Here is a 20,234-nt window from a genome sequence, read left to right on the forward strand (position 1 = left end):
CGGGAGCTTCGCGTAACCGCCCGCAAGGTCAAGCCGTTTCAGGGCCGTTCAGACTCGGACCATCGCCCCTTGCACGCCTCGTCGCGCCAGCGGGCGAGATAGTCCTCCAGGCCGCGGCCGGGGATCTCGTCGAATCGGCGGTCGAGCGCCAGCAGGGTTTCCATCCGGTCGATGCGGAAGCTGCGGAACTCCTCGCGCAGCTCGCACCAGGCGCCGAGCGTCCACACCCGGCCCCAGAAGAACAGGCCGAGCGGCTGGGCGGCGCGGGCGGAGTGGGTGCCGTCCTCGCGCCGGTAGTCGAACAGCACGACGCGGCGGGCGTTGATGGCGCAGCGCAGCACGTCCATCCGCTCGCGCAGCGCCGCCGGGAAGGAGAAGTCGGGGACGAAGACCCGGCTGTCGGCCAGCTCGCGCCGGCGGGCTTCGGGCACCACCGCCTCGACCTTCTCCAGCGCGCGGGCGGCGGCGTCGGCCAGGCCGCCGCCGACCCAGGCGCGGGCGAGGCGGGCGCCGACCACCAGCGCCTCCACCTCGTCCCGGGTGAACATCAGCGGCGGCAGGTCGTAGCCGTCGCGCAGCAGATAGCCGACCCCCGCCTCGCCCTCCACCGGGACACCGGAGGAGGCGAGGTCGCGCATGTCGCGGTAGACCGTGCGCTCCGACACCTCCAGGCACCGCGCCAGCTCGGCCGCCGTCACCAGCCGCCCCTTGCGGAGCTGCTGGACGATCTGGAACAGGCGGTCGGCGCGGCGCATGGGCGGTTTCCGGTGGGGCGGCGTTTCCGGTCGGGCGGGTCAGCGCATCGAATAGAGGCCGATGCGGTTGCCCTCGCTGTCGATGAACTGGGCGAAATAGCCGATCTCCGGCGTGATCAGCGTCTTCGGCACGACGATCCGGGCGCCGGCCTGCTCGGCGCGGGCCAGCGGGGCGGACAGGTCGTCGCCGCCGTTCAGGTAGACGGTGGTGCCGTCGGCGCTGGGCGTGCAGTTCTCGTGCTGGATCAGGCAGCCCTTGACGGCGGTGGGTTCGGCCGGGAAGACCGCCATGGTCATGCCGCTGGGGCAGGGCTCCTGGATCAGGCCGACGGCGAAGACGCCCTCGTAGAAGCGCACGGCGCGGGCGAGGTCGGTGACCGGGATTTCGAACCAGACGGCGACGTTCGGCGACACGGTCTGCGAGGTGGCTTGCGAAGTCATGGAAACAGGCTCCTGACAGAGGGGAGTGGATCGTTTCGTGGTTCGTGCCGGCACGCCCTCTTGATAGCACATCCCCTCCTGACAGCGTCCTGTCAGGAGCATTCAGCCCCCTCAATGAAAATTGCGGCCCTTGGGGAAGGGGCCCGGGGAGGGGGCGGTGCGCAGGGGGGCGTCCTCCCCGGTCAGCTCGGCCAGCCGGTGGGTCAGGTCGAGCAGCGTTTCCACGCGCAGATGCACCACCCCCTCGTGGTTCTGCACCCGGCCGGTGGCGGCGATCAGCCGGGCGGTCATGATCGGGCGGCGGAAGGTCTCGAAGACGTCGGGCATGACGACGAGGTTGGCGACTCCGGTCTCGTCCTCCAGCGTGATGAAGACGACGCCCTCGGCGCTGCCCGGCCGCTGGCGCACCAGCGCCAGCCCGGCGACGGTCAGCCGCCGGCCGTCGCGGGTCTGCGCCAGCCGCTCCGCCACGGTGACGCCGGGCAGCCCGTCGCGCAGCAGCGCCAGCGGGTGGGCCTTCAGCGACAGGGACAGGCTGCCGTAATCCATCACCACATGCTCGCCCAGCGCCATGGCGGGCAGCGGTGCCGCGGGTTCGTCGGCGATGGGACCGTCGAGGCGGGCGAACAGCGGCAGCGGCTGGTCGCCCAGCGCCCGCACCGCCCACAACGCCGCCCGGCGGTCGAACCCGACGGAGCGGAAGGCGTCGGCCCTGGCGAGCTTTTCCAGCGCGGCGACCGGCAGCCGGGCGCGGCGCCACAGGTCGTGGGGGTCGTGGTAGCCGCCGGCGCGCGACAGGACGACGGCGTCGGCGTGGGGCTCGGTGAAGTCCTTGATCAGGCGGAAGCCGAGGCGGAGGCATATCCCCCTCTCCCCGGGGGGGAGAAGGGATTGGTTCGGGGTGGGAGAGGGACACTCTTCCACCGTGCAGTCCCAGGCGGAGAGGTTCACGTCGGGGGGCAGGACGGTCACGCCGTGCTCGCGGGCGTCGCGGACGATCTGGGCGGGGGCGTAGAAGCCCATCGGCTGGCTGTTCAGCAGGGCGGCGGCGAAGATCGCGGGGTGGTGGCGCTTGATCCAGGCCGAGACGTAGACCAGCTGGGCGAAGCTGGCGGCGTGGCTTTCGGGGAAGCCGTATTCGCCGAAGCCCTCGATCTGCTGGAAGCAGCGCTTGGCGAAGTCGGGGTCGCAGCCGTTGGCGATCATGCCGGCGACGAACTTGTCGTGGAACAGGTGGACCTGCCCGGTCTTGCGGAAGGCGGCCATGGCGCGGCGCAGCCGGTCGGCCTCCGCCGCGCTGAAGCCGGCGCCGACCATGGCGATCTTCATCGCCTGCTCCTGGAACAGCGGCACGCCGAGCGTCTGCTTCAGCACCGGCTCCAGGGCTTTCATCGGGTAGGTGATCTTTTCCGCCCCGCTGCGGCGGCGCAGGTAGGGGTGCACCATGCCGCCCTGGATCGGGCCGGGGCGGACGATGGCGACCTCGATCACCAGGTCGTAGAATGTTTTCGGGCGCAGGCGCGGCAGCATGCTCATCTGCGCCCGGCTCTCGACCTGGAAGACGCCCAGGCTGTCGGCGCGGCCCAGCATCTCGTAGACCGCCGGGTCCTCCTTGGGCAGGGTGGCGAGCGTCCAGCGCCGGCCGTGCCGCTGCTCGATCAGGTCGAACGCCTTGCGGATGCAGGTCAGCATGCCGAGCGCCAGCACATCGACCTTCAGGATGCCGAGCGCGTCGATGTCGTCCTTGTCCCACTCGATGGTGGTGCGGTCCTCCATCGCGGCGTTGGCGACCGGGCAGAGGTCGGACAGCGGCCCGCGGGTGATGACGAAGCCGCCGACATGCTGCGACAGGTGGCGGGGGAAGCCCATCAGCTCCTGCGCCAGCTCCAGCGTCCGGCGCAGCCGCGGGTCGTCGGGGTCGACGCCCAGGCTGCGGGCGCGCTCCTCGTCGACGCCGTCGCGGCTCCAGCCCCAGATCGAGCCGGTCAGCCGCGCCACCAGATCGGCCGACAGCCCCATCGCCTTGCCGACCTCGCGCAGCGCGCCGCGGGCGCGGTAGCGGATGACGGTGGCGGTCAGCCCGGCCCGGTCGCGGCCGTACTTCTTGTAGATGTATTGGATGACCTCCTCGCGCCGCTCATGCTCGAAATCGACGTCGATGTCCGGCGGCTCGTTGCGGGCGGTGGAGATGAAGCGTTCGAACAGCAGGTCGAACTCGGCCGGATCGACCGCGGTGATGCCCAGGCAGTAGCAGACGGCGGAGTTGGCGGCGCTGCCCCGGCCCTGGCACAGGATGCCCTGCTCCCGCGCGTGGCGGACGATGTCGTGGACGGTCAGGAAATAGGGGGCGTAGCGCAGCTCGGCGATCAGCGCCAGCTCGCGCTCGACCGTGGCGCGCACCGGGTCGGGAACACCGGCGGGATACTGCGTCGCGGCGCCGTCCCAGGTCAGCGCGACCAGCGTCGCCTGCGGGTCGCCGCCCTCGGCCACCTCGTCGGGGTATTCGTAGCGCAGCTCCTCCAGCGAGAAGCGGCAGGCCTCGGCGATCTCCACCGTGCGGGCGACGGCGTCGGGATGGTCGCGGAACAGGCGGGCCATCTCGACGCCGGGCTTCAGGTGGCGTTCGGCGTTGGCCGCCAGCCGCCAGCCCGCCGCGTCGATGGTGGTGTGGTGGCGGATGCAGGTCATCACGTCGGCGAGCGCCCGCCGCCCGGCGCCGTGGTAGAGCACGTCGTTGGTGGCGACCAGCGGCACCCGCTCCGCCTCCGCCAGCCCGGCCAGCCAGCGCAGCCGCCGGGTGTCGTCGCCGCGGTAGCGGTGGCTCGCCGCCAGGTGGAGCTGGCCGCGCGCCAAGCCGCTGCGCCACGCCCGCAATTCCTGCACGAAGCCGTCGTCGCGCCAGCCGGAGGGACTGTCGGGGGGCAGCAGCAGGAACAGCAGCCCTTCGGCGTGGGCCAGCACGTCGGCGCGGGCGATGAAGCACTCGCCCTTCGGCGCCCGCCGCTTGCCCAGCGTCAGCAGGCGCGACAGCCGGGCGTAGGCGGCGCGGTCGGTCGGGTAGGCCAGCAGGCTGTCGGCGTCGGTCAGGTCGAGCCGGCAGCCGATCAGCGCCCGGATCCCCGCGCTCTTCGCCGCCGCGTGCATCTGCACCACCCCGGCCAGCGAGTTGCGGTCGGTGACGCCGATCGCCGAGAGCCCGAGCGCCGCGGCGGTCAAGGCCAGCTCGTCGGGGTGGGAGGCGCCCTCCAGGAAGCTGAAGCTGGTGGCGACCTGAAGTTCGGCGTAGCGGATCATGGTGAAAGACGTCCAGGCGCGGCCGGTGGGTCACGTCTGGGGATGATAGCCCGGAAATAGGACGGCTGTCATCGGAGGATGGCGGACGCGGCTCACGCCGCAGCGCCCTTACTGCTGGTAGGATTCCACGCCCATGACGGCGAAGCCCTTGTTGTCGGGATAGCGGGCGTAGAGCTTTTCCCGGGCCTTCTTGTCGTCCTGCGCCCAGACCAGGAAGCGGCGGCCCTGCTTCCAGCTGTCCAGCGCGGTCGGGGTGAGGTCGGCGTTGACGCGCGCCGCGTACTGGATGTTCACCACCCGCAGGACCCAGCCCTGGTCCTTCTGGGTCCGCCGGTCGTCCAGCACATAGATGCGGCGGTGGTCGGCGCCGGCGGCCTTCAGCCGCTCCTCCACGCCTTCGCAGCCCATCTCGGCCATCGCCTTGCGGCGGCGGGCGTCGCGCAGGTCGCGGGCCTGCTGCAGGGTGACGCGGGCGACCTTGCGGATGCGTTCCGCCTGCGCCTGCTTGCGCGAGGCGGTGTTGGCGATCCGCTCCTCCGAGGTCTTCAGGCGGCGCAGCGCCAGCAGCAGCGACACCGCGAGCGAGGCGAAGCCGACCAAGCCGGCGAAGACGTAGGGCATGCTGTCCATGGCGCGGGGGCTCCCTCAGCTCGCCTTCGCGACCGCCGGCTGGGCTGGCGGCTTGCTCGACGACTCAGGCGCCAGAAACTCCTGCATGCGCGTCACCGTGTAGCCGAAGGCCGGCGGGTAGCGCCGTTCGATCTCCGCCCGGGCGTCGGGCATCGAGCGCGCCCAGACCTCGACGGTCTGCGGCTGCGACCAGCTCGAACCGATCAGGGCGTGCTGGCTCTGCTGGAAATTGGCGGTGCCGACGTATTTGTTGACGACCATGGCGACGAAGCAGGGGCAGCCCTTGACCTCCTCGCCGATCAGGCGGACCAGCCGGTCGCCGGAGCGGCGCTGGTCTTCGAGCTGGCGTTCCAGCGTCTTGCGCCGGCGCAGCGTCTCCTCGACCGAGTTGTCGATCTGCTTCAGCTCGGCGGCCCGCTCGGTCCGGCGGGCTTCGAAGCGGGTTTCCATCTTGGCGCGGCGGGCGATGGTGTCGCGCGCGCCTTCCGACCCGTGGCGGCGTTCGATCGCCCGCTCGCCCGTGATGATGACGAGCTTGCCGATGCCGAACCCCAGCCCGGACAGCCCGAAGGCGGTCAGCAGCGCGTTGGTGTAGTCCTGCCACATGGTGCAACCCCCGCAACGGGGGACCCGCGCCCGGCCACCGCCGCCCGGCCCATGTCCCCGATGACACAGGAGTATCCTTTACACCTGAAGCATTCAACCGCCGCGCTGCGACGAATTCCGACAGCGGCGGGAATGGCGAGCCGTGGGGGCGGGATCAGCCCGCCGCCCGCTCCACCCGGTTGCGGCCGGCCCGCTTGGCGGCGTAGAGCGCGTCGTCGGCGCGGCGCAGGGTCTGTTCGATCGTCGGCTCCTCCGGCAGCCAGGAGGCGATGCCGAGGCTGCCGGTCACCGCGACGGCGCGGTCCTCCACCATCACCGGGCCGTCGGCCAGCGCGGCGCGCACCCGCTCCGCCACCACCGCGGTGCCGTCGCCGTCGGTTTCCGGCAGCAGCACCACGAACTCCTCGCCGCCGAAGCGGGCGATGTGGTCGGACGAGCGCAGGGCCGCCCGCGTCCGCTTGACCACCGCGCGCAGCACCGCGTCGCCGGCGGCGTGGCCGTGACGGTCGTTGATCGCCTTGAAGCCGTCGAGGTCGAGCAGGAACAGCCCGAGATGCCGGCCATAGCGCCGCGCCCGCGCCAGCTCGGCCCCGGCCAGCTCCAGGAAGCGGCGGCGGTTCCACACCCCGGTCAGCGGGTCCAGCGTCGCCAGCCGGTTCAGCCGGGCGTTGGCCTCCTCCAGCGCGCGGGTGCGTTCGGCGACGCGCTGCTCCAGCGTCTCGGTCGCCTCGCGCAGCCGTTCGGTCAGGCGCAGGTTGGCGAAGGCCATGCCGATCCGCGAGGCGTACAGCTCGGCAAGGCCGTGGTCCGTCGCGTCCAGCGGCCGGCCGGCGTCGATCCAGGCGACCAGCGGATCGCCCGGATCACCGCCGGGCGGCGTGCGGACCGGCAGCGCGATGCCCGCGCCGTCCAGGGGGCCGTCCACGCCGCCGTCCACGCCGCCGTCCACGCCGCCGTCCACGCCGTTGTCCCCGCCCTCCAGCGTTCCATTCTCCACCACGCAGACGCCGGACCGCAGCGCCCGGGCCAGCGCGTCGGCCGCCGCGGGCGGCAGCGCCGCCCCGGCGGCGTAGCGCCCGGTCGCGGCGATCACGCTGTCGCCGCGGCGCAGCACGGCGTGGGGCGCGGCGTTCAGAACGCCGGGCATCTGGGCCAGCAGTTCGGCGGCGAAGGCGTCGTCGTCGCGCGGCACGAACAGGCGGTCGGTGGCGCGGACGATCCGCTCCAGCCCGTTGCGCCCCGACTCGAGCGCCCGGATGGCGGCGTAGGAGCGCAGCGCCGCGACCACGGTGGTGAGCAGCTTGCGCGCCGTCAGCTCGGTCTTCGCCGTGTAGCCGTCGATGTCGTGGTCGAGGACGACGTCCTCCTCCGGCGCCTGGCCGGGCTGGCCGGTGCGCAGGATGATGCGGATGGCGGTGTTGCCGATGTCCTCGCGGATGGTGCGGACCAGCCGCAGCCCGGCGTCGTCGGTCTCCATCACCACGTCCAGCAGCAGGACGGCGATGTCCGGCGTGTCGCGCAGCACCCGGTCCGCCTCCGCCGCCGAGGCGCAGCCGAGCAGCCGGACCGCCCGCCCGCGAAAACGCAGCCGCGCCAGCGCCAGCCGGGTGACGGCGTGGATTTCCGGCTCGTCGTCGGCGACCAGGACCAGCCAGGGCGGGGCGGCGTTGGACAGCGGCCGGGTGGCCGCCGCCGGATTGTCCGAGGCGAACATAAAATCTTTGGACATGGTCCCCGGCTTGGCCCGGCATAATGTGCACGTATGGATGGAAACACGCCGCCGCTGCCGATGCAACGGTTCCGTGTCATGGCCGCAGCTGTCGCCGAAAACGGGTACCAGGGCCTGTGAAGCCGTCGCCGCGCCCTATATCAGGCGCGGCCGGCGCCCGGACGGGGCGGCGATGGATCGGGACGGGCGGGTTGCGCGTTTCGCCATTCGGTGCTTGCGTGCTCACCGCAAGCCACCTTAGGCATGGCTGTCGCACGGAAGCACTGCCATCGGGCGGCGCCGCGGCGCGGGTGAAACGGGACAGGAGCGGACCGGGGATGGAAGCAAGCATGGACGGGCGGGAGCGGGCGGCAAAGCTGCGGACGCTCACGCTGGGTGCCCTGGGTGTCGTCTATGGCGACATCGGCACCAGCCCGCTCTACACGCTGCGCGAATGCCTGACCGAAGGCGGTGGCTTTCCGCTGACCCCCGAGGTGATCCTGGGCGTGCTGTCGCTGATCTTCTGGGCGCTGGTCATCACGGTGACGGTGAAGTACGTCGTCTTCATCATGCGCGCCGACAACCAGGGCGAGGGCGGCATCCTGGCGCTGACCGCGCTGGCGCTGCGCGGGATGCGGCCGGGGCACCGGCGGACCGGGCTGGTGATGGCGATCGGCGTGATGGGGGCGTCGCTGTTCTACGGCGACAGCCTGATCACCCCGGCGATCTCGGTGCTGAGCGCGGTGGAGGGGCTGCACGTCGTCGCCCCCGGCCTGGACCGTTACGTCATCCCGATCACCCTGACCATCCTGATCGGGCTGTTCGTGCTGCAGCGCTTCGGCACCGAGCGGGTCGGCAAGCTGTTCGGGCCGGTGATGCTGGTGTGGTTCGTCACGCTGGCGGCGCTGGGGATCGGGCAGATCGTCCGCTATCCCGGCGTGCTGGCCGCCGTCTGGCCCGGCCATGCGGTGGAGATGCTGTCCCAGCATGGCTGGAAGGGCTACCTGCTGCTGGGCGCCGTGGTGCTGGCGGTGACGGGGGCCGAGGCGCTCTACGCCGACATGGGCCATTTCGGCCGCAAGCCGATCCGCATGGCCTGGTACGGGCTGGTGCTGCCGTCGCTGCTGCTGTGCTATTTCGGCCAGGGCGCCCTGCTGCTGCACGAACCGGCGGCGATCGAGAACCCCTTCTTCCATCTGGCGCCCGACTGGGCGCAGGTGCCGCTGCTGCTGCTGGCCACCGCCGCCACCATCATCGCCGGGCAGGCGGTGATCTCCGGCGCCTATTCGGTGACGTTGCAGGCGATGCATCTGCGCTATCTGCCGCGGATGGAGGTGATGCACACGTCGGAGCACGAGAAGGGCCAGATCTACATGCCGCAGCTGACTTGGCTGCTGCTGGCCGGCGTCCTCGTGCTGGTGCTGAGCTTCCAGACCTCCAGCAACCTCGCCGCCGCCTACGGCATCGCGGTGACCGGCACCATGGTGGCGACCACGCTGCTGGCCTACAAGGTGGCGCGCTCGCTCGGCCGCTGGAAGCTGTGGCAGGCGGTGCTGGCGCTGGTGGTGTTCCTGTCGGTCGACCTGGCCTTCTTCTCGGCCAATCTGGTCAAGGTGGAGGAGGGCGGCTGGTTCCCGCTGGTCGTCGGCGCCCTGGTCTTCCTGCTGATGGCGACCTGGCGGCGCGGGCGCGAGGTGGTGCGCAAGCGGCTGGCCGAGGACTCGCTGCCCTTCGACCTGCTGGTGGAGCGGCTGAAGGGCGGGTCGGTGCAACGGGTGTCGGGCACCGCGGTGTTCCTGACCGGCAACCCGCGCGGCCTGCCGCCGGGGCTGCTGCACAGCCTCAAGCATTACAAGGTGCTGCACCAGCGCGTCGTCCTGCTGACCGTCGACATCGAGGACGTCCCCCATGTGGCGGAGGAGCAGCGTTTCGATCTGAAACCGCTGTCGGCCGGCTTCTTCCGCCTGATCGTCCATTTCGGCTTCAAGGACGAACCCGACCTGCCGGCGGCGCTGGAGGGCAAGCGCATCCCCGGCCTGCCGTTCGAGCCGATGGAGACCACCTATTTCGTCAGCCGCGAGACGCTGATCCGCACCCGGGGCAAGGCCGGCCTGCCGCGCTGGCAGGAGCCCCTGTTCATCCTGCTGTCGAAGATGTCGGGCAGCGCGACGGAGTATTTCTGCATCCCGCCGAACCGCGTGGTCGAGCTGGGCATGCAGCTGGAGATCTGACGGCGGGCGTTTTGGCGGCGGGCGCTTTTCGCCGGGTAGACTGTGCCGCCGGGCGGCGGGCGGGGGCAGTTTCTGCCGCCCCCGCCCGAAGACCGCTCACCGGCGGTCGATCACCAGACGCCCATCACCAGACAATGGACACCGGCGGCTTGTAGGCGGAGGCGGCGAACATCTGCCGCACCGCCAATTCCAGCTTGATCTGTGCCTCCGACTTCTTGACGAAGCACAGCTCGATGTCGCCCAGCGACTTCACCAGGCAGCCCGACCGGCTGAGGTTGCGCAGCGCCGCCTGCGAGGATTGCTGCTTGTCTTCGGATATCGCGGTGATGGTGGCCGAGCCATCCGGCGGCCGGACGACGTAGAGGTCGAATTTCGGCATGGGCACTCTCCGTTGTGACGAAACGTCGAGTGCCCCTGTCGCAAGCGCCGGGCCAACCCGCTCAGCGCCGGACTATCGGCGCCAGTTCCTTGCGGATGCCGGCGTCGAGGCGGGCGTTCAGGTCCTCCATCATCCGGCGGGTGATGTCGGCGAAGGTCGCCTCGCGGTCGGCCAGCGAGATGTTCTCCGCCACGGTGGTGGAGTGGGTGACGGTCGACCGCGTGACGCCGCGGAAGGAGCCGCTGCCGGTGTCCGGCACCTCGCCGGTCACCTCGACCTCGATGCGGCCGTCGTAGCGCTGGGCCTGGTCGTTGGTGAAATAGCCGGTCAGGCCCTGCTTCTTCGGCAACTGCACCTCGACGATGCTGGCGTCCTTGATGGTGACGCGCACCCGGCCCGGCCCGCCGGCGGCCTGCAACCGCTCCGTCGCCCAGCGCCGCACCGCCTCCGCCGGCGGCACCGCCGCCCGGTCCTCGACATGCTTGCCGCCCAGCGGCCGGTAGGCGTTCACCACGTCGATGGTCCCGGCGCCCAGCACGATCGGCCCGAAGTTCGAGAAATCCACCCCCCGCGGCGCCGGCCGCGGCGGTGCGCTCTGGCAGGCGGCGAGCAGGAAGGTGGCCATTCCGGCGGCGAGGGCAAGGCGGCGCGACAGCATGGGGGCTCCGGGTGGGGGGTGTTGGAGGAGGTTTGAGGTCAGAAAAAGGGGGCGCGGCGCGGACGCCGCGCCCCTGATGAACGCTCAGGTTCCGGTCCCTATTCCGCGGTCAGGCGGCCGGACCGTAGACGCGGTCGAGATCCGTGTCGGTGAAGTGGTAATCGGTCGAGCAGAACTGGCAGGTCACCTCGACCCGGCCGTCGTCGATCTTCAGCTCCTGCACCTCGTCGCGCGGCAGGCCGCGCAGCATCGTCTCCACCCGGTCGCGCGAGCAGCGGCAGCCGAAGCGCAGGGCGTTGCCCTCGTAGGTCCGCACGCCGTCCTCGTGGAACAGGCGGTAGAGCAGGTCGGCCGACGTCAGGTCGGTCGACAGCATCTCGTCGCCGGTGATGCTGGCCATCAGCACCATGGCGCGGCGCCAGTCGTCTTCCTTGTCCGACGCGACCAGACCCTGCTCCTGCGGCAGGCGCTGGATCATGATGCCGCCGGTCCGCCACGGGCCGAAGGTCCCGTCCGGGTTGGTGGCGCGGTCGACCGAGACGCTGAGTCCGGTGTCGATCTGCTCCGACTGGCGGAAGTAATGCTGGACGCAGTCGGTCAGCGTCTTGCCGTACAGCTCGACGATGCCCTGGTAGCGGTCGGTGTCGGACCCCTGGTCCACCGTGAAGGCGATGTGGCCCTTGCCGAGCAGCGCCGCGGCCGGAGCGATCTCCACGTCCCGCTCGGCCTTGGCCAGCGCCTCGGGATCGAACTGGGCGAAGGCGCGCAGGTCGCCGACCGAGGTGACGTCGGCCACCATCATGCGGATCGGCCCGTCGCCCTTGGTCTGGAGGGTGAAGATGCCCTCGTACTTCAGCATGCTGGCGAGCAGCACGGCCAGCGTCGCCGTCTCCGCCAGGAAGCGGGCGACGGTGGGCGGGTAGTCGTGGCGCGAGAGGATCTCGTCGATCGCCGGCCCCAGCTTGACGGTGCGGCCGCGCAGGCGCGACGCCTCGATCTGGAACGGCAGGACGAAATCATCGGTGAGCGGGCGGACGGAGGGATCGTCCATCGGGCGGATTCCTTGGATGAAGACCGGTGATGAGGGTGTTGGGCGCAAGATCGGGGCGGCGGCGGGCCGAATCAAGGCCGGCAGGGCACCCATGCATGGGGCAGCCTGTGGTGTGGGGGCGTTATGCCCCCTCCCTAACCCTCCCCCGCTTCGCGGGAGAGGGGACTGCCGCCGTTCTGGCAGTCACGTTACGCCGGCAAGCGTCCCGCCCCCTCCACCGCCAAAGGCGGGGGAGGGATGGGGAGGGGGCATGCGGCGCGCCTCAGTCCAGCACGCCCATGCACCAGCCGAGGATGGCCTTCTGGGCGTGCAGGCGGTTTTCCGCCTCGTCCCAGACGACGGAGTGGCGGCCGTCGATCACGCCGTCGGTCACCTCCTCGTTGCGGTGGGCCGGCAGGCAATGCATGAACAGCGCGTCCGGGTGGGCGTGCGCCATCAGCGCCTCGTTCACCTGATAGGGCGACAGGATCGCCGCGCGCTCGTCGATGTCGGTGTTGTGCATCGAGGCCCAGGCGTCGGTGATGACGCATTCGGCCCCGCGCACCGCCTCTTCCGGCGACGCGGTGAGGATCAGCCGGCCGGTGCCCTCGCGCTCCGCCCAGGCCAGCAGCTCCGGCGACGGGCCGTAGACCGACGGGCAGGCCAGCCGCAGCTCGAAGCCGAAGCGGACGGCGGCGTGCGCCCAGCTCACCGCGACGTTGTTGCAGTCGCCGACCCAGGCGATCACCCGGCCGTTGATCGGGCCGCGATGCTCCTCGAAGGTCATCAGGTCGGCCATGATCTGGCAGGGGTGGGTCTGGTCGGTCAGGCCGTTGATGATCGGGATGCTGGCGTGTTCGGCCAGTTCATGCACCCGCTCCTCGCCGGTGGTGCGGACCATCACCGCGTCGACGAAGCGCGACAGCACGCGGGCGGTGTCGCCGATCGTCTCGCCGCGGCCCAGCTGCATGTCGTCGGGCTTCAGCACGACGACCTTGCCGCCGAACTGCTGCATGCCGACCTCGAACGACACGCGGGTGCGGGTCGACGGCTTCTCGAAGATCAGCGCCAGCGACCGGCCGGCCAGCAGGTCGCCGTAGGCCAGGCGGTCCTTCTTCAGCGCCGCCTTGATCCGCACCGCGTGGTCGAGCAGCCGGCGCAGCGTCGCGCCGTCCAGCCGGTCGATGTCGAGGAAATGCCGGACACTCATGTCGACGCTCATGCCACCCACTCCCGCGCCGTGCGGTCGAGAATCCCGACGGCCTCATCCACCTCGGCCTCGCCGATGATCAGCGGCGGCAGCAGCCGCACCACGTTGTCGCCGGCCGGGACCGACAGCAGGCCGTTGGCGCGCAGCGTCGCCACCACGTCGCCGACCGGCTGGCCCAGCTTCAGGCCCAGCATCAGCCCCTCGCCGCGCAGCTCCAGGAACATCGACGGGTGCCGGGCGACGAGATCCTCCAGGCGGCCGCGCAGGACGCCGGCGACGGCGAGGACGCCGTCGAGGAAGCCCGGCTCCAGCATGACGTCCAGCACGGCGTTGCCGACGGCGGTCGCCAGCGGGTTGCCGCCGTAGGTCGAGCCGTGGGTGCCGGCGGTCATACCCGAGGCGGCGCGTTCGGTGGCAAGGCAGGCGCCGAGCGGGAAGCCGCCGCCGATGCCCTTGGCGACGCACATGACGTCCGGCGTGATGCCGGCCCATTCATGGGCGAACAGCTTGCCGGTGCGGCTCATGCCGCACTGGATCTCGTCCAGGAACAGCAGCAGGCCATGCTCGTCGCACAGCGCGCGCAGGCCCTGCAGGAACTCCACCGAAGCGGTGCGGATGCCGCCCTCGCCCTGGATCGGCTCGATGCAGATGCCGCCGGTCTGCGGCGTGATCGCGGCGCGCACCGCCTCCAGGTCGCCGAACGGCACCTGGTCGAAGCCGTCGAGCAGCGGGGCGAAGCCCTTGATCAGCTTCTCCTGCTTCGCGGCGGAGATCGACGCGATGGTGCGGCCGTGGAAGGCCTGCTCGAAGGTGATGATGCGGTTCTTCTGCGGGTTGCCGTTCTCGTAGTGGAACTTGCGAACGGTCTTGGCGCCGCACTCCCACGCCTCGGCACCCGAGTTCGTGAAGAACACAGTGTCGGCAAAGGTGACCGCGGTCAGGCGGGTGGCCAGGCTCTCCTGCCCGGCGACCCGGAACAGGTTGGAGGTGTGCCACAGCTTCTTCGCCTGCTCGGTCAGCTTTTCAACCAGATAGGGATGCGCGTGACCCAGGGCGTTCACCGCCACGCCGGCGGCGAAGTCGAGGAATCGTCGCCCGTCGGTCGCGTAGAGATACGGACCTTCGCCACGCTCGAACACGACATCGGCGCGGGCGTATGTGGGCATAACGACGGGGATCACGGCTTTGGCCTCCCAAAACGAAAAAACGGCGGACAGACCTGCCCGCCGGGAACGGCAAATATCCGGAGATTGATGGGTTCTGTCAACGGATAGGGCGGAAAAGACGCAAGGTTCCCCGGCGTTTTTACGCCTTCAGCTTGTAGCCAGTCTTGAACATCCGCCACGCCAGCCACCACAGCCCGAGATTCACCCCCAGCATCACGGCGACGCCAAGCCAGCGCGACCCGTCCGAGGTGCCGATGAAACCGTAGCGGAACCCGTCGATCATGTAGAAGAACGGGTCGAAATGGGCGACCCACCAGAAGATTTCCGGCAGGGTGTCGACCGAATAGAAGGTGCCGGACAGGAAGGACAGCGGTGTCACCACGAAGTTGGTCACCGCGGCGATGTTGTCGAACTTCTCCGACCAGACGCCGCCGACCAGCCCGACCAGCGACAGCAGCATCGACGCCATGACGGCGTGGAACAGCACGAAGCCGGGGTGCGGCATGTGCATCGGGATCACCGCCCAGATCGCCAGCCCGGTGACCAGCCCGACCACGACGCCGCGGGTGATGCCGCCGAAGACGAAGCCGCTGACCAGCTCCGCCGGCGACAGCGGCGGCATCAGGATGTCGACGATGTTGCCCTGCACCTTGGCGATCACCACCGAGGAGGAGGTGTTGGCGAAGGCGTTCTGCACCATCGCCATCATGATCAGGCCGGGGGCCAGGAACTCCAGGTAGGGCGTGCTTCCCACCATCCGCACCGCCGAGCCGAGCGACAGGGCGAACACCGCGTAGTACAGCAGCGTCGTCACCACCGGCGCCCAGACGGTCTGCTGGTGGACCTTGATGAAGCGGCGGACCTCACGCGCGTAGAGCGTCCACAGGCCGATCCAGTTGACGGAACCGACGTCGCGGGGCATGGGAGGAAGGGGAAGGGTCATCGCGTCACGATCTGCCTTTTTTGGCCCGCGCCGCCGGGCGTGGCTGAAGGGGCCGGAACTTTACGGCGCCGAGAGGGTCACGGACTGTACGTGCGGCCCGCCCGTCCGGCAACCGCCGCCGCCGAAGGGACTGCCATGAACACCGACGATAAGCGTCCACCCCGGACGGGAACGTCCCAGCCGGCCGGAAAGCCGGTGAAGCGGGTCACCCCGCAGTATCTGGAGAACGCCGCGCTGTATTATCTGGAGCGCTTCGCCAGCTCGACCGCCAACCTGCGCCGGGTGCTGATGCGCAAGGTCGATCTGTCGGCCAGGGCGCACGACACCGACCGCGAGGAGGGCGCCCGCTGGGTCGAGGAACTGCTGGCCCGCTACGTCCGCAGCGGCCTGCTGAACGACGAGACCTACGCCCGCATGCGGACCGAGAGCCTGCACCGCCGCGGCGCCTCCACCCGCCTGATCGCCCAGAAGCTGGCCGGCAAGGGCATCGGCCGCGACGAGGCCGACAAGGCGCTGGACAGCCTGCGCGAGGATGTCGGCCCGGACCTGGACCTGTCGGCGGCGCTGGCGCTCGCCAGACGGCGGCGCCTGGGGCCCTACCGCTTGCCGGAGGTGCGGGCGGCCCACCGCGACAAGGACCTGGCGGCGCTGGGCCGCGCCGGCTTCGGCTATGAGATCGCCCGGCGCGTGGTCGACGCGGAGGATCCGGAGGAGTTGTCGGGGGAATAGGGGGCGGTCCCGCTTCGGCACCGGCACGCGTGCCCCATCGCCGACCCCAGAAACGACGAAACGCGCGGCACCCTTTCGGATGTCGCGCGCCGCTCTCTACCGGGAGTCGGAATCGTCCTGTACGCGTCCTAATTCTCGTCGGCGGAACGGATGACCGCCCCGCCTCAGCACACCAAACGCGATCCAGATCGGGAAGCGATCAGGCCGCGGCCTGCTGCTTCTCCTGCGCCTTGGCGATACGACGCTTCAGGCGACGGGCGTCCAGGCTCAGCACGTCGTCCTTCGCGTCGAGCAGGAAGGCATCGATGCCGCCCTTGTGCTCGATCGAGCGGATCGCGTTCACCGAGATGCGCAGACGCACCACCTGCCCCAGGCTGTCGCTGAGCAGCGACGCGTCCTGGAGGTTCGGCTGGAAGCGACGGCGATTCCTGTTGTTGGCATGGCTGACGTTGTTGCCAAACTGCGTGCCCTTGTTGGTCACGGCGCACCGACGTGCCATCGGACTGATCCTTTATTTTAGCAAATGAAACCCGGTATCGGACGGCCCGCCGCCCGAAGGAGGCCGCTATATAGTCGAACAAAAGCGCGGTCGTCAAGCCGGGATCCGCAAACAAACCCACGAAAAACGAGCGGCCGTCCGAGTCGGGACGAGTCGAAGCGCGGCGGCCTCTTCGATCAGACGAAGAGACGGCGCCGCGCCGATTCTTCAGTTGAGGGTCGAGCTGGTCTTCGCGGCCGGCTTGGCACCACGGCGCGCGGCCGGCTTGGCCTCCGCCTTGACCGCGGCCGGCGCCGCCTTGGGAGCGGCAACCGGCGCGACCTTCTCGGCCTTCACGGTTTCGACCAGGGCCTTGACCGGGACCTCCAGCGGCTTGGCGGCCGCCGTGGTGGCGACCGGAGCCGTTTCGGCGACCGGAGCCGGAGCCGGCGCGGGCTTCGGCGCTTCCGGAACGGGGGCAGCGGCCACCGGGGCCGGGGGCGGGATCGGAGCGGCCGGAGCCGGGGCGGCCACCTTGGCCTCGACCTTCGGCGCGACCGGCTTCGGCGCGGGGGCCGGGGTCGCGACCGGAGCCGCCACGGGGGCCGCAACCGGGGCCACGGCCGTCGGGGCCTCCTTGGGCGCGGTCGCCACGGCCGGCAGCGTCGTGATTTCGGCGGCGATCTTCGCGGACACGTCCAGGAAGCCCTGCACGCCCTCGGTCACGCGGGCCTGGGTGGTGGACAGCCAGTCGCGCTGCAGCGCCGCCAGATCGGCCGGGCTGCGGGCCTTGCCCAGACCGGCGGCCAGGCGGCTGGCGTCGTTGACCGAGGCGGTGACGCCGTCGAACCAGCGGCGATAGCCGTCCTGCATCAGGCCGGCGACGCGCGCCGACTTGGCGGCGGTCGTCTCGGCGTTGGTCTTGGCCAGCGAGCCGGCCTGCGTGAACAGACCCAGGACATTGGCGGGGGTGGGACGTGCGGACATGGCGTTGTCTCCCGTGGACGGTGCCTTGGACATTGGCGGAAACGCGTTGGCGGAAACGGAAAGGCCGCTCCGGCGTAACCCCAGGAGACCGCGGGCACCCCGGCCCAAGCGCAGCCGCCGTTACCGGCGCGCGACGCCCCTTTCCCGCCCGATCCAAAATATCCCCACGGGCGCTGCGGTGCAACAGTTTTGTTGCGGTGCAGCATAAGCTGTTCGGGTTATGCGCCGGCCGCCGGATCACCCGTTTGATCGAGGAAGCGGGCCAGCAGGCTGTGCGCCGCCGTGGTCGGGATGATCGTGCCGTCGGTGACGCTCGCCTCGATCCGCGCCAGATCGGCGCGCACGGCGGGATGGGCGCGGAAGCGGTCGATCAGCGACTCGCGGATCTCGCTCCACAGCCAGGCGCGGGCCTGCTCGGCCCGGCGGGTGGCGCGCTGGCCGTTGGCCGCGGTCAGCGTCCGGTGTTCGTCGATGGTGTCCCAGACGGTGTCGACGCCGGTCTTGTGGACGGCGGAGCAGCTCAGCACCGGCACCCGCCAGTCGCCGTGGCGCAGCAGGGTCAGCGCGTGGCGGTAATCGGCGACGGTGTGGCGCGCGGTGGCGGCGAGGTCGCCGTCGGCCTTGTTGACGACGACGAGGTCGGCCAGTTCGACGATGCCCTTCTTGATGCCCTGCAGTTCGTCGCCGCCGGCCGGCAGCAGCAGCAGCATGAACAGGTCGACCATGTCGGCGACCGCGGTTTCCGACTGGCCGACGCCGACCGTCTCGACGATGATCACGTCGAAGCCGGCGGCCTCGCAGATCAGCATCGCCTCGCGGGTGCGCCGCGCCACGCCGCCCAGCGTCGACCCGGCGGGCGATGGGCGGATGAAGGCGTCAGGGTCGCGCGACAGGTCGATCATCCGCGTCTTGTCGCCCAGGATCGAGCCGCCGGTGCGTTGCGACGACGGATCGACCGCCAGCACCGCGACCTTGTGCCCCAGCCCGATGACGTGCAGCCCGAACGCCTCGATGAAGGTCGACTTCCCCACCCCCGGCACGCCGGAAATGCCGAGCCGCACCGAGTTGCCGGTGTGCGGCAGCAGCGCCGCCAGCAGCGCGTCGGCGGTGGCGCGGTGGTCGGGTCGGGTCGATTCGATCAGCGTGATCGCACGGGCCAGAGCGCGGCGGTCGCCGGAGCGGACGGCTTCGGCGAGGCGGGCGGCATCTTGCGGGGCGGTGTCGGTCATGGCGGTGGCGTCGGGCTGTGCGGAGGGACCGCCACCCTACCCGCGGCGCGGTCCCGGATAAAGCGTCCGGCAGTCCCGCGACGTCACGTCCGCACCCTCACGTCCGCACCGCCGGCGACTCCACCGCTTCCAGGTTCAGCGCGGCGGCGAGCAGGGCGCGGGTGTACTCCTGCTGCGGCGCCTCGAAGATGCGCTGGGTCGGGCCCTGTTCCACCACCTTGCCGTCCTTCATCACCATGACGTGGCTGGACAGCGCCCGCACCACCCGCAAATCGTGGCTGATGAACAGGTAGGCGAGGTTGTGGCGGGCCTGGATGTCGCGCAGCAGATCGACGATCTGCGCCTGCACCGACATGTCCAACGCCGAGGTCGGCTCGTCCAGCACGACGAATTTCGGCTTCAGCACCAGGGCGCGGGCGATGGCGATGCGCTGGCGCTGGCCGCCGGAGAACTCGTGCGGGTAGCGGTTGCGCGACTCGGGCGGCAGGCCGACCTCCTCCAGCGCCTTGGCCACCATGGCGTCGCGGTCGGCGCGGTCGCCGATGCCGTGGATGCCCAGCCCCTCGCCGATGATCTGGCCGACCGACAGGCGGGGCGACAGGCTGCCGTAGGGGTCCTGAAAAACGATCTGCATCTCGCGCCGCAGCGGGCGCAGCCGTTTGGGCTGCCAGCCCTGGATGTCGGTGCCGTCGAAGCGGATGGCGCCCTGGCTGGCGTGCAGCCGCAGCAGCGCCAGCCCCAGCGTCGTCTTGCCCGACCCCGATTCGCCGACCACGCCGACGGTGTGGCCACGGCGGACCGCGACGTCGACGCCGTCCACCGCCTTCACATGGTCGACGGTGCGGCGCAGCAGGCCCTTCTTGATCGGGAAATGCACCTTCAGCCGGTCGGCCGCCATCACCTCCGCCGCGTCCTCCGGCGGGGTCAGCGGGTTGCCGCGCGGTTCGGCCGACAGCAGCTTCTGGGTGTAGGGGTGGCGGGGGCGGACGAACAGGTCGGCGACCTTGGCCTGCTCGACGATCTCGCCCTGGTTCATCACGCAGACGCGGTCGGCCATCTTGCGCACCACCCCCAGATCGTGGGTGATCAGCAGCAGCGCCATGCCGAAGCGGCTCTGCAAATCCTTCAGCAGCGCCAGGATCTGAGCCTGGATGGTGACGTCCAGCGCCGTGGTCGGCTCGTCGGCGATCAGCAGGTCGGGTTCGTTGGCCAGCGCCATGGCGATCATCACCCGCTGGCGCTGGCCGCCCGACAGCTCGTGCGGGTAGGCGGTCAGCCGCTTTTCCGGGTCGGGCAGCCCGACCAGGCGCAGCAGCTCCAGCGTGCGGGCGCGGGCGGCGCTGCGCGACAGCCGCTTGTGCAGGAACAGCGTCTCGTTGATCTGCCGCTCGATGCTGTGGAGCGGGTTCAGCGAGGTCATCGGCTCCTGGAAGATCATGGCGATGCGGTTGCCGCGCACGCCGCGCAGGGTCTTTTCCTCGGCGCCCAGCAGCTCGGTGTCGCGGAAGCGGATCGAGCCAGCGGGGTGGTGCGCCGTCGGGTAGGGCAGCAGTTGCAGGATCGACAGCGCGGTGACCGACTTGCCGGACCCCGATTCGCCGACGAGCGCCACCGTCTCGCCCTTCTGGAGATCGAAGGACACGCCCTTCACCGCCTGCGTCACGCCGGCACCCGAGCGGAACTCGACGCGCAGGCCGCGGACGGAGAGGAGGTCGGGGTTGGGGGGCATGGTGGTCATGTCGGGCTCATGGTCGTCGTCC

Annotated in this window: 18 protein-coding genes; 2 read left to right on the forward strand and 16 right to left on the reverse strand. The window is 70.6% G+C overall.

Annotated features, from left to right (window positions below):
- Nucleotides 1-38: 38 nt before the first annotated feature.
- The 6 genes from TSO352_RS28315 to TSO352_RS28340 form a co-directional block, all read right to left on the reverse strand.
- A complete protein-coding gene (locus tag TSO352_RS28315; protein WP_109110390.1) occupies nucleotides 39-755 on the reverse strand; it encodes a YafY family protein in 717 nt (238 codons plus the stop codon).
- Between the two features lie 39 nt (nucleotides 756-794).
- The gene (locus tag TSO352_RS28320; protein ID WP_109110391.1) at nucleotides 795-1,196 is read right to left on the reverse strand and encodes a VOC family protein; all 402 of its coding nucleotides are present in this window, start codon (nucleotides 1,194-1,196) and stop codon (nucleotides 795-797) included.
- A 111-nt stretch (nucleotides 1,197-1,307) separates the two neighbouring features.
- Nucleotides 1,308-4,490, reverse strand: coding sequence for an error-prone DNA polymerase (locus tag TSO352_RS28325; protein ID WP_109110392.1), 3,183 nt, complete (start codon nucleotides 4,488-4,490; stop codon nucleotides 1,308-1,310).
- Nucleotides 4,491-4,598: 108 nt separating this feature from the next.
- The gene (locus TSO352_RS28330; RefSeq protein WP_109110393.1) at nucleotides 4,599-5,120 is read right to left on the reverse strand and encodes a hypothetical protein; all 522 of its coding nucleotides are present in this window, start codon (nucleotides 5,118-5,120) and stop codon (nucleotides 4,599-4,601) included.
- A gap of 15 nt (nucleotides 5,121-5,135) precedes the next feature.
- Nucleotides 5,136-5,726, reverse strand: coding sequence for a hypothetical protein (locus TSO352_RS28335; RefSeq protein WP_109110394.1), 591 nt, complete (start codon nucleotides 5,724-5,726; stop codon nucleotides 5,136-5,138).
- A 154-nt stretch (nucleotides 5,727-5,880) separates the two neighbouring features.
- A complete protein-coding gene (locus TSO352_RS28340) occupies nucleotides 5,881-7,455 on the reverse strand; it encodes a diguanylate cyclase (RefSeq protein ID WP_109110395.1) in 1,575 nt (524 codons plus the stop codon).
- 317 nt (nucleotides 7,456-7,772) lie between these two features.
- Between TSO352_RS28340 and TSO352_RS28345 the strand changes: the two genes are divergently transcribed.
- Nucleotides 7,773-9,665 (forward strand): potassium transporter Kup, encoded by a 1,893-nt coding sequence (locus TSO352_RS28345; RefSeq protein ID WP_109110396.1) that lies wholly within the window; start codon nucleotides 7,773-7,775, stop codon nucleotides 9,663-9,665.
- A gap of 124 nt (nucleotides 9,666-9,789) precedes the next feature.
- Here TSO352_RS28345 and TSO352_RS28350 read toward each other — a convergent pair whose 3' ends face one another.
- The 6 genes from TSO352_RS28350 to TSO352_RS28375 form a co-directional block, all read right to left on the reverse strand.
- On the reverse strand, nucleotides 9,790-10,044 hold the full coding sequence (locus TSO352_RS28350; protein ID WP_109110397.1) for a hypothetical protein: 255 nt from the start codon (nucleotides 10,042-10,044) through the stop codon (nucleotides 9,790-9,792).
- A gap of 61 nt (nucleotides 10,045-10,105) precedes the next feature.
- Entirely contained in the window at nucleotides 10,106-10,702 is a 597-nt protein-coding gene (locus tag TSO352_RS28355) for a hypothetical protein (protein ID WP_109110398.1), read from the reverse strand.
- 109 nt (nucleotides 10,703-10,811) lie between these two features.
- The gene (locus TSO352_RS28360) at nucleotides 10,812-11,753 is read right to left on the reverse strand and encodes an Hsp33 family molecular chaperone HslO (protein WP_109110399.1); all 942 of its coding nucleotides are present in this window, start codon (nucleotides 11,751-11,753) and stop codon (nucleotides 10,812-10,814) included.
- 262 nt (nucleotides 11,754-12,015) lie between these two features.
- Nucleotides 12,016-12,954 carry an ornithine carbamoyltransferase gene (gene argF, locus TSO352_RS28365; protein WP_247872480.1) on the reverse strand — a complete coding sequence of 313 codons (939 nt, stop codon included), beginning with the start codon at nucleotides 12,952-12,954 and terminating at the stop codon, nucleotides 12,016-12,018.
- Complete coding sequence (locus TSO352_RS28370) at nucleotides 12,951-14,123, reverse strand: aspartate aminotransferase family protein (RefSeq protein ID WP_247872481.1); 1,173 nt, start codon at nucleotides 14,121-14,123, stop codon at nucleotides 12,951-12,953. Before TSO352_RS28370 ends, argF begins: the two co-directional genes overlap by 4 nt.
- A 124-nt stretch (nucleotides 14,124-14,247) precedes the next feature.
- Nucleotides 14,248-15,051, reverse strand: a complete 804-nt coding sequence (locus TSO352_RS28375; protein ID WP_109110401.1) for an ABC transporter permease — start codon at nucleotides 15,049-15,051, stop codon at nucleotides 14,248-14,250.
- Between the two features lie 135 nt (nucleotides 15,052-15,186).
- Between TSO352_RS28375 and TSO352_RS28380 the strand changes: the two genes are divergently transcribed.
- Nucleotides 15,187-15,780, forward strand: a complete 594-nt coding sequence (locus TSO352_RS28380) for a RecX family transcriptional regulator (protein ID WP_109110402.1) — start codon at nucleotides 15,187-15,189, stop codon at nucleotides 15,778-15,780.
- 199 nt (nucleotides 15,781-15,979) lie between these two features.
- On the opposite strand, the gene rpmB is transcribed toward TSO352_RS28380, so the two are convergent.
- From rpmB to TSO352_RS28400, 4 genes are all read right to left on the reverse strand, one after another.
- Nucleotides 15,980-16,279 (reverse strand): 50S ribosomal protein L28, encoded by a 300-nt coding sequence (gene rpmB, locus TSO352_RS28385; protein WP_109110403.1) that lies wholly within the window; start codon nucleotides 16,277-16,279, stop codon nucleotides 15,980-15,982.
- Nucleotides 16,280-16,486: 207 nt separating this feature from the next.
- The gene (locus TSO352_RS28390; RefSeq protein ID WP_109110404.1) at nucleotides 16,487-17,245 is read right to left on the reverse strand and encodes a phasin family protein; all 759 of its coding nucleotides are present in this window, start codon (nucleotides 17,243-17,245) and stop codon (nucleotides 16,487-16,489) included.
- Between the two features lie 218 nt (nucleotides 17,246-17,463).
- The gene (gene meaB / locus TSO352_RS28395) at nucleotides 17,464-18,474 is read right to left on the reverse strand and encodes a methylmalonyl Co-A mutase-associated GTPase MeaB (protein ID WP_109110405.1); all 1,011 of its coding nucleotides are present in this window, start codon (nucleotides 18,472-18,474) and stop codon (nucleotides 17,464-17,466) included.
- 97 nt (nucleotides 18,475-18,571) lie between these two features.
- Nucleotides 18,572-20,212 carry an ABC transporter ATP-binding protein gene (locus tag TSO352_RS28400; protein ID WP_109110406.1) on the reverse strand — a complete coding sequence of 547 codons (1,641 nt, stop codon included), beginning with the start codon at nucleotides 20,210-20,212 and terminating at the stop codon, nucleotides 18,572-18,574.
- Nucleotides 20,213-20,234: the final 22 nt, after the last annotated feature.

This window comes from Azospirillum sp. TSO35-2, assembly GCF_003116095.1.
Taxonomy (GTDB): domain Bacteria; phylum Pseudomonadota; class Alphaproteobacteria; order Azospirillales; family Azospirillaceae; genus Azospirillum.